The 13,479-nt window shown below is 72.7% G+C and carries 8 protein-coding genes; 6 read left to right on the forward strand and 2 right to left on the reverse strand.

The window, feature by feature from the left end:
• Positions 1–21: 21 nt before the first annotated feature.
• The gene (locus IEZ07_RS26355; protein ID WP_444980677.1) at positions 22–4,263 is read left to right on the forward strand and encodes a HAMP domain-containing protein; all 4,242 of its coding nucleotides are present in this window, start codon (positions 22–24) and stop codon (positions 4,261–4,263) included.
• The gene (chrA, locus tag IEZ07_RS26360; protein ID WP_191897209.1) at positions 4,260–5,399 is read left to right on the forward strand and encodes a chromate efflux transporter; all 1,140 of its coding nucleotides are present in this window, start codon (positions 4,260–4,262) and stop codon (positions 5,397–5,399) included. The genes IEZ07_RS26355 and chrA overlap by 4 nt, the downstream gene beginning before the upstream one ends.
• A 113-nt stretch (positions 5,400–5,512) precedes the next feature.
• Here chrA and IEZ07_RS26365 read toward each other — a convergent pair whose 3' ends face one another.
• Together IEZ07_RS26365 and IEZ07_RS26370 are read right to left on the reverse strand one after the other, a co-directional pair.
• A complete protein-coding gene (locus IEZ07_RS26365) occupies positions 5,513–6,967 on the reverse strand; it encodes a carboxylesterase/lipase family protein (RefSeq protein ID WP_191897210.1) in 1,455 nt (484 codons plus the stop codon).
• A 32-nt stretch (positions 6,968–6,999) separates the two neighbouring features.
• Complete coding sequence (locus IEZ07_RS26370; RefSeq protein WP_191897211.1) at positions 7,000–8,049, reverse strand: ATP-grasp domain-containing protein; 1,050 nt, start codon at positions 8,047–8,049, stop codon at positions 7,000–7,002.
• A gap of 299 nt (positions 8,050–8,348) precedes the next feature.
• Between IEZ07_RS26370 and IEZ07_RS26375 the strand changes: the two genes are divergently transcribed.
• From IEZ07_RS26375 to IEZ07_RS26390, 4 genes are all read left to right on the forward strand, one after another.
• Complete coding sequence (locus IEZ07_RS26375; protein WP_191897212.1) at positions 8,349–10,115, forward strand: ABC transporter ATP-binding protein; 1,767 nt, start codon at positions 8,349–8,351, stop codon at positions 10,113–10,115.
• The gene (locus IEZ07_RS26380) at positions 10,112–12,016 is read left to right on the forward strand and encodes an ABC transporter ATP-binding protein (protein WP_239320613.1); all 1,905 of its coding nucleotides are present in this window, start codon (positions 10,112–10,114) and stop codon (positions 12,014–12,016) included. The genes IEZ07_RS26375 and IEZ07_RS26380 overlap by 4 nt, the downstream gene beginning before the upstream one ends.
• A 126-nt stretch (positions 12,017–12,142) precedes the next feature.
• Positions 12,143–12,712 carry a hypothetical protein gene (locus tag IEZ07_RS26385; protein ID WP_191897213.1) on the forward strand — a complete coding sequence of 190 codons (570 nt, stop codon included), beginning with the start codon at positions 12,143–12,145 and terminating at the stop codon, positions 12,710–12,712.
• A gap of 187 nt (positions 12,713–12,899) precedes the next feature.
• Complete coding sequence (locus tag IEZ07_RS26390) at positions 12,900–13,466, forward strand: hypothetical protein (protein WP_191897214.1); 567 nt, start codon at positions 12,900–12,902, stop codon at positions 13,464–13,466.
• Positions 13,467–13,479: the final 13 nt, after the last annotated feature.

A 13,479-nucleotide genomic window follows, 5' to 3' on the forward strand; every position in this document is an offset into this window, starting at 1 on the left:
TCCTGCCGGTCGAGACAAGCGATGGTGGACATGGTTGAGATCGCCGACGGTCCCGTGAAGAACGGGACCGCGACCGCTTCGGGCGTGGACGAGCTGGACCTGCGCCGGCTCCTCGCCGGGCTCACGGCCGTGCGCGACGGCGACTTCGGCACCCGCCTGCCCGGTGAGGGCGACGGCCTGCTGCAGGAGATCGCCACGGTCTTCAACGGCATGGTGGACCAGCTGTCCCTGTTCACCTCCGAGGTGACGCGCGTCGCCCGCGAGGTCGGCACCGAGGGGCAGCTCGGCGGCCAGGCCGACGTGCCCGGCGTCTCGGGTACCTGGAAGGACCTCACCGACTCGGTCAACGCCATGGCGGGCAACCTCACCGGCCAGGTGCGCTCCATCGCCCAGGTCACCACCGCGGTGGCCAAGGGCGACCTGTCGCAGAAGATCACCGTGGACGCCCGCGGCGAGATCCTGGAGCTGAAGAACACCATCAACACGATGGTCGACCAGCTCTCCTCCTTCGCCGACGAGGTCACCCGGGTGGCCCGCGAGGTCGGCACCGAGGGCAACCTCGGCGGCCAGGCCGACGTCAAGGGCGTCTCCGGCACCTGGCGCGACCTCACCGACTCGGTGAACTACATGGCGGGCAACCTCACCGACCAGGTCCGCAACATCTCCCAGGTGGCCACGGCCGTGGCCCGCGGCGACCTCTCCCAGCGGATCACGGTCTCGGCGCGCGGCGAGATCCTGGAGCTGAAGAACACCATCAACACGATGGTCGACCAGCTCTCCTCCTTCGCCGACGAGGTCACCCGGGTGGCCCGCGAGGTCGGCACCGAGGGCCGGCTGGGCGGCCAGGCCGACGTCAAGGGCGTCTCCGGCACCTGGAAGGCGCTCACCGAGTCGGTGAACGTGATGGCCGACAACCTCACGGCCCAGGTCCGCAGCATCGCCGAGGTGACCACGGCGGTGGCCAAGGGCGACCTGTCGCAGAAGATCCGGGTGGACGCCCGCGGCGAGATCCTGGAGCTGAAGGAGACCATCAACACGATGGTCGACCAGTTGTCGGCCTTCGCCGACGAGGTCACCCGGGTGGCCCGCGAGGTCGGCACCGAGGGCAACCTCGGCGGCCAGGCCACCGTCCGCGGGGTCTCCGGCACCTGGAAGGACCTCACCGACAACGTCAACGTCATGGCCTCCAATCTGACCAGCCAGGTGCGCTCCATCGCCCAGGTGGCCACGGCGGTCGCCCGCGGCGACCTCTCGCAGAAGATCACCGTCGAGGCCAAGGGCGAGGTCGCCGCGCTGGCGCAGACCATCAACACGATGGTCGACACGCTCAGCGCCTTCGCCGACGAGGTCACCCGGGTGGCCCGCGAGGTCGGCACCGAGGGGCAGCTGGGCGGCCAGGCCCGCGTGCCCAACGTGGCCGGCACCTGGAAGGACCTCACCGACAACGTCAACTCGATGGCCGACAACCTGACCAGCCAGGTGCGCTCCATCGCCCAGGTCACCACGGCGGTCGCCCAGGGCGACCTGAACAAGAAGATCGACGTGGACGCCCGGGGCGAGATCCTGGCGCTGAAGACGACGATCAACACGATGGTCGACCAGCTCTCGTCCTTCGCCGCGGAGGTCACCCGGGTGGCCCGGGAGGTCGGCAGCGAGGGCCGGCTGGGCGGCCAGGCCGAGGTCGAGGGCGTCTCGGGCACCTGGAAGCGGCTGACGGAGAACGTCAACGAGCTGGCGGGCAACCTGACCCGCCAGGTCCGTGCGATCGCCGAGGTGACGAGCGCGGTGACCTCGGGCGACCTGACCCGCTCGATCACCGTCGACGCCGAGGGCGAGCTCGCCGACCTCAAGGACAACATCAACTCGATGGTGAAGTCCCTGCGCGAGACCACCCTGGCCAACCAGGAGCAGGACTGGCTCAAGTCCAATCTGGCGCGCATCTCCGGGCTGATGCAGGGCCACCGGGACCTGGCCGTCGTGGCCGAGCTGGTGATGAACGAGCTGGCCCCGCTGGTCTCCGCCCAGTACGGCACGTTCCTGCTGGCCGAGGAGGGCCCGGCGGGACCCGAGCTGCAGGTGGTCGGGACCTACGGCCACCGGGAGACCGCCCGCCGCCACGGCTTCGGCGACTCGCTGGTCGGGCAGGCCGCGCTCGCCCGGCGTCCCATCCTCGCCGAGGACGTCTCCGCCGGGTACATCACCGTCTCCTCCAGCCTCGGCGGGGCCGCGCCGGTCAACCTGATCGTGCTGCCGATCGTCTTCGAGGACCAGGTGCTCGGCGTGATCGAGCTGGCCAGTCTCAACCGCTTCACCCAGGTGCACCGGACCTTCCTGGGGATGCTGGTGGAGACCATCGGCGTCAATGTCAACACCATCGTCGCCAACGCCCGCACCGACGCCCTGCTGACCGAGTCGCAGCGGCTGGCCACCGAGCTCCAGGTCCGCCAGGAGGAGCTGCAGCGCTCCAACGCCGAGCTGGAGGACAAGGCGGAGCTGCTGGCCCGGCAGAACCACGACATCGAGACGAAGAACCGGGAGATCGAGCAGGCGCGCCAGGAGCTGGAGGACCGGGCCCAGCAGCTCGCCCTGGCCTCCAAGTACAAGAGCGAGTTCCTGGCCAACATGAGCCATGAGCTCCGCACCCCGCTCAACTCGCTGCTCATCCTGGCCCAGCTGCTGGCCCAGAACCCCACCCGCAACCTCACCGCCAAGCAGGTCGAGTACGCCAACGTCATCCATTCGGCCGGCACCGACCTGCTCCAGCTGATCAACGACATCCTCGACCTGTCCAAGATCGAGGCGGGGAAGATGAACCTCAGCCTGGAGCCGCTGCCGCTGCGGCAGCTCCTGGACTACGTCGAGGCGACCTTCCGCCCGCTGACCACGGAGAAGGGCCTCAGGTTCGACGTCACCGTCGACTCCGACGTGCCCGCCGAGCTGCTCGTGGACGAGCAGCGCCTCCGGCAGGTGCTGCGGAACCTGCTGTCCAACGCGGTGAAGTTCACCGAGGAGGGCTCGGTCGGGCTGCGCATCGAGCGCGCCGCCGAGGTGGAGCTGCCGGGCGCGGAGGGCCAGGAGGTCCTCGTCTTCCACGTGGTGGACACCGGCATCGGCATCGCCGAGGAGAACCTCTCGCAGATCTTCGACGCGTTCCAGCAGGCCGACGGGACCACCAGCCGCAGGTACGGCGGGACCGGGCTGGGACTGTCCATCAGCCGGGAGATCGCCGCGCTATTCAACGGCGAGATCCGCGCGGTCAGCGCCGTCGGCAAGGGCAGCACCTTCACCCTCTACCTGCCGCTTCCGGAGAACGCGGCCGCGGCCGGCCGCTCCGGCTCCGCGTCCGCCGCGGCGCCGCCGAGCGCCCCGGCCGAACCCGCCCGGTTCACCGGGGAGCCCGAGCGTCCGGGCGGCGGGGACGTGCGCCGCCTGCTCGTCGTGGAGTCCCGCGTCAACGGGCTCCTGTCCCAGCTGGCCGAGAGCGTGGTGGCGGACCTGCCCGAGACGCACGGGCAGGTCCGCGTGTCCACCACGGACGACCCGGCCACCGCCCTGGCGGCGCTGGCCCGGGAGGACCACCACTGCATCGTGCTCGACCTGGGCATGCGGCAGGACGCCGCGGCGGAGTTCCTGCGCGGGCTCGACCGGAGCCCGGCGCTGCGCGGGGTGCCGGTGCTCGCCCACCACAGCCGCACGCTCTCGCGCCCGCAGGAGGACCTGCTCCAGGGGCGTTCGGCCACCCAGCCGCTGGAGCGCCTGCCCAGCCTCGACGAGCTGCGCGAGCGCATCACCCTGCACCTGTCGGCGCAGCAGCCCGGCGACGTGCTCCCCCTGGTCCAGTCCAGCCCGGACGTCCGCCCCCAGGAGCCCGGCGAGCCGGACACGGCCCTGTCGACCCGCAAGGTCCTGGTCGTCGACGACGACGTCCGCAACGTGTTCGCGCTGACCAACATCCTCGAGCTGCACGGCATGCAGGTGCTCTACGCCGAGAACGGGCGCAAGGGCATCGAGGTGCTGTCCCGCAACGAGGACGTCGACCTGGTGCTGATGGACATCATGATGCCGGAGATGGACGGTTACGCGGCCACCGCGGCCATCCGGAAGATGCCGCGATTCGCGGACCTGCCGATCATCGCGGTGACCGCCAAGGCGATGCAGGGCGACCGGGAGAAGGCGCTGGCGGCGGGGGCGACCGACTACGTGACCAAGCCGGTCGACGCCGAGGACCTGCTCACGCGCATGCAGCGCTGGGTCGGCGTGTGAGCCGGCGGCTCGCCGAGGTCGCCTCCGTCTTCCTGAAGCTGGGCGTGATCGGGTTCGGCGGGCCGGCCGCGCACATCGCGATGATGCGCGAGGAGCTGGTACGGCGGCGCGGCTGGGTCTCCGACGAGCGCTTCGTCGACCTGATGGGCGCGACCAACCTCATCCCGGGCCCGAACTCCACCGAGCTGGCCATCCACCTCGGCCACGAGCGGGCCCGCGGGAAGGGGCTGGTCGTGGCCGGGGTCTGCTTCATCCTCCCGGCGTTCGCCATCGTGCTCGCCCTGGCCTGGGCGTACGTCCGCCACGGGCAGGCCCCTGCGGTCGAGGGACTGCTCTACGGGATCAAGCCCGTGGTCGTGTCGATCGTGGTGTGGGCCCTGGCCGGCCTGCTGCGGACCGCGGTCAAGGGCCCGCTGACGGCGGCCGTCGCCGCGGCCGCGTTCGCGGCCTACCTGCTCGGGGCGGACGAGCTCCTGGTTCTGGCGGCCGGCGGGGTGCTCGTCATGGCCGTGCGCACTCCGCCGGTCCGCCCGCCGGGCGGTGGGCGGACCGGCCTCGGCGGGATCGCCCTGCTGCCCGCGGGGCCGTACTTCCCCGACCCGTCCGGCGGCCAGCTCGCGCAGCTCTTCCTGACCTTCCTCAAGATCGGCTCGGTGCTGTACGGCAGCGGCTACGTGCTGCTGGCCTTCCTGGAGGGCGACTTCGCGGAGCGGCTCGGGTGGATCACCCGGACGCAGCTGCTCGACGCCGTCTCCATCGGGCAGGTCACCCCCGGGCCGGTCTTCACCACCGCGACCTTCCTCGGGTACGTGATAGCCGGGCTGCCCGGTGCGGTCCTGGCGACCGTGGCGATCTTCGCGCCCTCGTTCGCCTTCGTCGCCCTGCTGACCCGGATCGTCGACCGCATCCGCGACCGCGTCTGGTCCTCGGCGTTCCTGGACGGGGTCAACGCGACGGCGCTGGCGCTGATGGCGGGGGTCACGGTCGAGCTGGCGGGCGAGGCGTTCGTCGACCCGCTCACCGTCGGCCTGGCCGCGGCGGCCCTGCTCCTGCAGTGGCGCACCAGGCTCAACACCGCCTGGTTCATCGCCGCCGCCGCGGCGGTCGGCCTGGTCCGCGCGCTCGTCACCGGATGACTCCGCGGCCCGGCCTCCGGTCGCGCCGGGACCGCACGCGGCGGTCCCGGGCGGAGCGGGAACCCGCGCGGCGGGCTCACGGCCCCCGCGCGGACATCATCCGCGCGGCGGGCTCACGGCTCCCGCCACAGACGTCCCTCGGCGGCGAGCGGGTCGCAGGCGAGGTGCCCGGGGTCGTCGAAGATCCGGACCGGTCCGCCGGGCCCGCCGTACGGTGGCCAGCCGGGGTCGCCGGTGGCCGCGAACCCCGTCCAGGCCGCGTGCACGGTGCGGGCCAGGTCCGGCGGGGGCGCGGGCCCGCACAGGCGCTCCACCCCCTCCGCGTCCAGGTCGTCGAAGACGAACGGCAGGTCCACGCAGTGGCCGGCCCCGACGGTGCCGTCGCGCGCGGGCGAGCGCCAGCGGAACTCGTAGGCGTGGACGGACCTGCCGGCGGCCGCGCAGGCCCGGGCCAGGCGCAGGGCCGGCACCCGGAAGAGCCGGTCGGTCAGGATCTGCCCGAGCACCTCGCGGCCGGCGGGCAGCCGCTCCTCGTAGAACCGCCGGGCGTCGGGACCGGCGCCGAGCGCGCGCAGGGCGTCGCCGTACTCCCGCTCGCCGAGGGGACCGGGCCGTGAGCGCACCAGCGCGTTGAACTCCTCCCGGGTGGTGCCGACGAGCAGCGCGGCCGGGTGGGCCGAGCCGTCGCGGATCATGTCGTACGGGCTGCGCACCACGGTCTCGCCGTCGTTGACCGGGTTGAACCCCTTGGGGCCCGGCCCGAAGACCGCGCCGAGGGGCCCGGGATCCGGCTCGCCCGAGCCGAGCGAGCCGTACGCCGCGGCCAGTTCCTCCGGGGTGAACGCCGAGAACGCCTCGCGGGTGGGCGGCACGCCGAGGCGGCGGGCGAGCGCGCGGGCCGCCTCCCGGGCGGGCTCGACCGGCTCCCAGGTCACCGATCCGCCGCTCATGTCGATCACGCGGTGGAGCAGCCCCGCGGCGGCGGGCGCCGCGAGCAGGGTCACACTCGCCTGGCCGCCGGCGGACTGCCCGCCGACGGTCACGTTGCCGGGGTCTCCGCCGAAGGCGGCGATGTTGTCGTGGACCCAGGTGAGCGCCCGGATCCAGTCGAGCACGCCGAGGTTGGCCGGGGCGTCGTCCAGCGGCAGGAACCCCTCCACGCCCAGGCGGTAGTTGATCGCGACGAACACCAGGCCGTCGCGGGCGAAGGAGGCGCCGCGGTACCACGGGCCGGCGTTGCCGCCCGCGTTGAAGGCCCCGCCGTGGATCCACACCAGCACCGGCAGCCCGGCGGCCCCGGGGTCGGGCGTGCGGACGTTGAGGTTGAGGAAGTCGTCGCCCGCGACGAGAGGTTCGGGCACGTCGCCCCCGCCGTCCTGCGGCTGGGGGGCGGTCGGCCCGCAGGTCCGGCAGGACCGCACCCCGTCCCAGCGCGGCGGGGGGACCGGGGGCGCGAAGCGCAGCGCGCCGACGGGGGGCGCGGCGTAGGGCACGCCGAGGAACTCGGCCACCCCGCCGGTCCAGCGCCCGCGCACCCGCCCGCTCGCGGTCACCACCTGGGGGTCCATTCCCGCTGTCTACCCGCCCGGCGGGCGGCGGATCAGTTCGGCGCGGTGACGGGTTCCTCTCCAGTGGGAGACCTCCCGGCCGCCCGGGGCCCGCCCGGCACGCGGAGCCCGTCCACCGCGGGGGGCACCTCCGCCACGGCCGGGGGTTCCTCCGCGACGGGCGCAGGAGGCACGAACGGCGCGAGCGGCCGGTGCCCCGGCACCGCGACCGGGACGCCCGTTCCCGCCCGGCGGGCGGCCGCCTTGCGCTCGATCAGGTCCAGGATCGGGTCCCGCAGGTCCACGTGGCCGAAACCGCCGAAGGCGGGGAAGGAGTTGGTCTCCAGGATGACCGGGCCGCCGCGGCCGCGCAGCAGGTCGGCGCTCATCAGGTCGAGCCCCGCCGCGCGGGCCGTACGCTCCACGACGGCCACCTCCTCGTCGGTGAGGGCCACCGGGCGGCACACGTCCCCCGGTCCGTTGGAGCGGAAGTCGCCCGGCCGGCCCGTCTGCTCGACCGCGGCGACGAACCTCCCGCCGACGACGACCACCCGGTGGTTGCGCCCGGCCGCCTCGGCGACGAACCGCTGGACGAGCAGCGGCCTCCCCCGGCCCCGGATCGACTCGGCCTTGGCGATCAGCTCGTCCTCCCCTCTGGCGAGGGCGACCTCCGAGCCCCGCGCCCCGTCCGGCTGCTTGAGCACGACGGGGTAGCCGTAGGCCCGGGCGAAGATCCTGAGCTCGCGGTCGCCCGGGCAGAAGGCGGTGGCGGGCGTCGGCACGCCGTACGCGGCCAGGCGCACGTGCGTGGCGAACTTGTCGGCCGAGCGCAGCACGGCGGCGGTGGAGTTCAGGTGCGCGATCCCGTCCTCCACCGCGCCGAGGACGGTGAGACCCGGCAGTGCGTCGGTGGACATCTGGTGGACGATCCCGTCCACCGCCAGCGGGAGCCCGCCGGCGCAGAGCCGCGGTCCCCGCTCGTCGAGGGCCACGCTCAGTTCGCTCCAGGAGACGACGAGCGGCAGGTGCCCCCGCTGCCGCGCGCCCTCCTCCAGGTATTTGATGTCATCGTTCGCGGGACCTTCGCCGATTATGATCAGCAAGCGGAGTCCCGACCCGCTCACCCCGTTTTTCATACTCTGCGTAGTGCCCTGATTACATAAAGTCACTCACTGTCGGGCATGGGCCCTTTCCTCCTGCGGAAAACCTGTTGACGAGATGCTTAGCCTTAACGGGCCCTTCACCGCCCGTGGTGACCGGCGTCAACCGAGACCCGTGAGGAGCGTGCTGCCTGACGATGTCCCCCGAACCCCCGGATACCGCCGCCCCCGAGCCGGAAACCGCGACCCGGCCGCCACGACCCCGCACCCGGCCCCTCGCCGGGATGCGCTCGCTGTGGCGGATGAAGTCCTACCTCCGCCCCTACTCCACCCGCCTGGCCGTCATCTGGGCGGCCTCCTTCCTCGGAACCGGGATCGGGATCGTCATCCCGCTCGTCGGCAGGGAGGTCGTCGACGGCCCCGTCGCCCGCGGCGACGACTCGGGCCTGCTCCCCCTGGCACTGCTCGCCCTCGCGCTGGGCGCGGTCGAGGCGCTGCTCATCCTGGTGCGCCGCTGGCTGCTGGCCGACGCCGTCATCGGCCTGGAGACCCGGATCCGCGACGACCTCTACCGGCACCTGCAGCGGCTGCCGATGGCCTTCCACGGAGCCTGGCAGTCCGGCCAGCTGCTCTCGCGCGCGACGACCGACCTGTCGACGATCCGGCGGTTCCTCGGCTTCGGCATGCTCTTCCTCGTGCTGATCACCGCGCAGATCCTCACGGTGACCGTCCTGCTGCTGCAGATGTACTGGCCGCTCGGCCTGCTGGTCGCCGCGTCGGCGGTGCCGGTCGTGGTCACCTCGCTGCGCTTCGAGCGCCGTTACATCGACGTCTCGCGCCGGGTGCAGGACCAGCAGGGCGACCTGGCCACCGTCGTCGAGGAGTCGGCGGCCGGCATCCGCACGATCAAGGCCTTCGGCCGCGGCCGTCACGTCTACGGCGCCTTCGACGCCGGAGCCGGCGAGGTCTACCGGACCGCGATGGAGAAGGTGCGGCTCTCCGCCAGGTTCTTCACCTTCCTGGAGGTGATCCCGAACGTCACCCTCGCCGCCGTGCTGCTGCTCGGCGCGCTGGCGGTGGGCTCGGGCGCGCTGTCGCTGGGCACGCTGGTGGCCTTCACCACGCTCATGCTCCAGCTGGTGTGGCCCATCTCGGCCCTCGGCTTCATCCTGGCGATGGCGCAGGAGGCGATGACCGCGGCGGACCGGGTGATGGAGGTGCTGGACGTCGAGCCCGCCATCACCGGGGGCGTCCGGACGGTCTCGCGGCCGAGCGGGCACCTGCGCTTCGAGGGCGTGGAGTTCCGCTTCCCGGGCGCCGCGGAGCCGGTGCTGCGCGACGTCTGGCTGGAGGTTCGGCCGGGCGAGACGGTCGCGGTCGTGGGCGCGACGGGTTCGGGCAAGACCACGCTGACCGCTCTGGTCCCCCGGCTGCACGACGTCACCGCGGGCCGGGTCACGATCGACGGTCACGACGTGCGCGACCTGTCGCTGCCCGCGCTGCGCTCCATGGTCGCCACCGCCTTCGAGGAGCCGACCCTGTTCTCCATGAGCGTCCGGGAGAACCTCACGCTCGGGCGGCCGGACGCCACCGAGGAGGAGGTCGAGGCGGCCCTGCGGGTCGCCCAGGCGGAGTTCGTCCACCGGCTGCCGTGGGGGCTGGAGACCAGGATCGGCGAGCAGGGCATGTCCCTGTCCGGCGGCCAGCGCCAGCGCCTCGCCTTGGCCCGCGCGGTCCTTTCCCGGCCCCGGGTCCTGGTGCTGGACGACACCCTCTCGGCGCTCGACGTCGAGACCGAGGCCCTGGTGGAGGGGGCCCTCCGGCACGTGCTGCGGGACACCACCGGGATCGTGGTCGCGCACCGCGCCTCCACCGTGCTGCTCGCCGACCGGGTCGCCCTGCTGTCCGGCGGCACGATCGCGCACGTCGGCCGCCACCAGGAGCTGATGGCGGGCGTGCCGGAGTACCGCGCGCTGCTCTCCGCCGACCTGGAGGAGGACCCGGGCGAGCGCGCCGGTCTCGATGACGACTTCGACGATGACGTGGACGCGGAGGGGGCGCTGCGGTGAGCGACCAGAAGACGACGGACACGGCGGACACGGCGGGCACCACCGATGCGACCGGGGCGACCGGCGCGGTGCGGGACTGGCGCGGTGTCGCCGCCGAGGACCGGGACGAGATCCCGGAGCAGGTGTCGCTCCTGCTCCGGGACCGCTCCCGGCGGCTGCTCGGCGACCTGCTCCGGCCGTACCGCAGGCGGATCGCGGTGCTGGTCGCGCTCATCGTGGCCGGCAACGCGGCCTCGCTCGCCATCCCCTACCTGGTCAAGGTGGGCATCGACGACGGCATCCCGCCCATGGTCGCGGGCGAGGGGCCGGCCGTGCTGGTGACGGTCGTCGCGGCGCTGCTGACCGCCGCGGTCGTGCAGGCGGTGACCCGGCAGGCGTTCCTCGGGATGTCCGGCCGGATCGGCCAGCGCATCGTCCTGGAGCTGCGGCGGCGGGTCTTCCGCCACTTCCAGCGGCTGTCCCTGTCGTTCCACGACGACTACACCTCCGGGCGGGTGGTGTCCCGGCTGACCTCCGACATCGACGCCATCTCCGAGATGCTGCAGTCGGGCTTCGACGGCCTCGTCACGGCCGTGCTGACCCTCGTCGGCACCGCGGTCGTGCTGCTCTTCCTCGACGTGCGCCTCGGGCTGGTCGCCCTCCTCCCGCTGCCGGTCCTGCTGCTGTTCACCCGCTGGTTCCGGCGGCAGTCGAGCCTGGCCTACCGCCGGACCCGGGAGACCGTGGCACTGGTGATCGTCCACTTCGTGGAATCGATGACCGGTATCCGGGCGGTCCAGGCGTTCCGCGGGGAGCCCCGCAACCAGGAGATCTTCTCCCGGCTCAACGCCGACTACCGGGACGCCAACGTGCGGAGCATGCGCCTGATCGCGATCTTCATGCCCGGCGTCAAGCTCATCGGGAACGTCACGACCGCCGCCGTGCTCTTCTACGGCGGCCTGCTGGCCTCCGGCGGCTCGGTGACGGTGGGCGTGCTCGCCGCGTTCCTGCTCTACCTGCGCCAGTTCTACGAGCCGATGCAGGAGATCAGCCAGTTCTACAACACCTTCCAGTCGGCCGGGGCGGCGCTGGAGAAGCTCTCCGGCGTGCTGGAGGAGCGGCCCGCGGTGGCCGAGCCGCGCGACCCGGTCCCGCTGGAGCGCCCGGCGGGCGCCATCCGGTTCGAGGGGGTGGAGTTCTCCTACCGGGACGGCACCCCGGTGCTGCCCCGGACGGACCTGGAGATCCCGGCGGGGCAGGTCGTGGCGCTGGTCGGCGCGACCGGGGCCGGCAAGACCACGCTGGCCAAGCTGGTCGCCAGGTTCTACGACCCGGTCTCCGGCCGCGTGCTGCTGGACGGGGTCGATCTGCGCGACCTCGGCGAGGACGCGCTGCGCGCCGCGGTGGTCGTGGTGACGCAGGAGAACTTCCTGTTCAGCGGCACGGTCGCGGACAACGTCAGGTTCGGCCGGCCGGACGCCACCATGGACGAGGTCGTCGAGGCCGCCCGTTCCGTCGGCGCCCACGACTTCGTCTCGGCGCTCCCCCAGGGCTACGACACGCCCGTCGGCAAGCAGGGCGGGCGGCTGTCGGCGGGGCAGCGGCAGCTGGTGGCGTTCGCCCGCGCCTTCCTCGCCGACCCCGCCGTGCTGGTCCTCGACGAGGCGACCTCCAGTCTGGACGTCCCCGGCGAGCGGCTGGTGCAGCGGGCCATGCGGACGATCCTGTCGGGCCGGACCGCCCTGGTCATCGCGCACCGGCTGTCGACCGTCGAGACCGCGGACCGGGTGCTCGTGATGGACGGCGGGGTGATCGTGGAGGACGGCCCGCCGGAGGTGCTCATCGCGCGAGCCGGCCGCTTCGCCGGCCTGCACCGGGCCTGGCTGGACAGCATCTCGGATCTGCCGCGCCCCTCCGGCTGAGGGCCCGGCTCCGGAGGGGGCCGGGGCCGGTGCGGCACGCCGTCGCAACCGAGACACAAGTGGATCACCAGTGTGCCCTGTGATGCTCCGCGGGGTAAGCGAAACCGCGTCGCAGGAGGCACACGTATGAGGAAGAAGGCATTGTCCACCGCGGCGGCCGCCCTGACCGCTCTGGCGGCCGTGGCCGTGGCGGCTCCCGCGCCCGCGTCCGCCGCGGCCGTGACGATCGAGGTCGAGCGCTCCTACGCCGGGACGGTGCGGGAGTGGATCGACCCGTTCACCTGTCCGACGAACATGGTGCTCACCGGCCGCTCGCACTACGGCGACGAGAGGGCCCCCACCACCTACTACTGCAGCTTCATCCTCATCAACGGCGAACAGGCCCAGGTGCGGATCGGCGAATGGACCTCCCGCCAGAAGGAGAGCAGGGCCGACTACAGCGCCCTCGACCACCAGGTGGTCGTCGGCCGGTGGCACGAAGGCGACGAGAACGGCTACACGAGGTACCGCCCCGCCACCGTCTACTGGCGGGGTCAGCAGGTGCTGCTGGCCGACGGGGACATCAGCGGCGCGTACAGGGAGAGCAGCCACACCTGGCACGCGGACCAGGTCAAGGTCCTGACCGGTCGCAAGCACAGCGGGGACGAGAACGGCACGACCTACTACCGGTTCGCCACCGTGACCGTCGCGGGCTGACCCCGCTGGCCGCCGCCCTCGAAGCGGCGGCGATCCGCCGGCCGTCGCGCCGGGCGGCGTGACCGGCAGGAGCCTGCCGTTCCCGAAGCGGTCCCCTCCTTGGGCACCCCGGGAGCACCCGGCCGGGCTCCGTCCGGTCTTCACCGCCGTCTTGCGCGTGATCGCATTTCGAAAGGAACCGAAGACAATGAGAACGTACGGCAAGGCCCTGTCCGTCGTCGCCGTGGTCGCCGCACTGTCGGCCACCACCATGGCCGCCCCCGCCTCGGCGGCGGTGACGATCAAGATGGAACGCATCTACAGCGAGACCGTGTCCGAGTGGTGGGGCGTCCAGTTCACCTGCCCGCCGAACCAGGTGCTCACCGGCCGCTCGCACTACGGCGACGAGAACGCGAAGACCACCTACCACTGCAGCCGGATCCTGATCGACGGCGAGCAGGTCCAGGTGCACGCCGGAGACTGGACCCCCGCGCAGCGGGAGAGCAGGGCCGACTACAGCGCCCCCGACCACCAGGTGGTCGTCGGCCGGTGGCACGAAGGCGACGAGAACGGCGACACGAGGTACCGAACCGGCGCGATGTACTGGCGGGGCCAGCAGGTGCGGCTGATCGACGGGGACACCAGCCGCGAGTACAAGGAGAGCAGCCACACCTGGCAGGCGGCGTACGGCAAGGTCATGACCGGCCGGGTCCACTACGGGGACGAGAACGGCAAGACCTGGTACCGGTTCGCCACCGTGTCGTTCGAGGGCTGACCCCCCGCGCCGC

It is taken from the genome of Planomonospora parontospora, assembly GCA_014647935.1.
In the GTDB taxonomy this organism is placed as follows: domain Bacteria; phylum Actinomycetota; class Actinomycetes; order Streptosporangiales; family Streptosporangiaceae; genus Planomonospora; species Planomonospora parontospora.

Excerpts from the sequence above, each read along its gene's own strand:
- IEZ07_RS26375 (WP_191897212.1), top strand. The coding sequence starts at position 8,349 with ATGAAGTCCTACCTCCGCCCCTACTCCACCCGCCTGGCCGTCATCTGG.
- IEZ07_RS26385 (WP_191897213.1), top strand. The coding sequence starts at position 12,143 with ATGAGGAAGAAGGCATTGTCCACCGCGGCGGCCGCCCTGACCGCTCTG.
- IEZ07_RS26390 (WP_191897214.1), top strand. The coding sequence starts at position 12,900 with ATGAGAACGTACGGCAAGGCCCTGTCCGTCGTCGCCGTGGTCGCCGCA.
- IEZ07_RS26355 (WP_444980677.1), top strand. The coding sequence starts at position 22 with ATGGTGGACATGGTTGAGATCGCCGACGGTCCCGTGAAGAACGGGACC.
- IEZ07_RS26365 (WP_191897210.1), bottom strand. The coding sequence starts at position 6,967 with ATGGACCCCCAGGTGGTGACCGCGAGCGGGCGGGTGCGCGGGCGCTGG.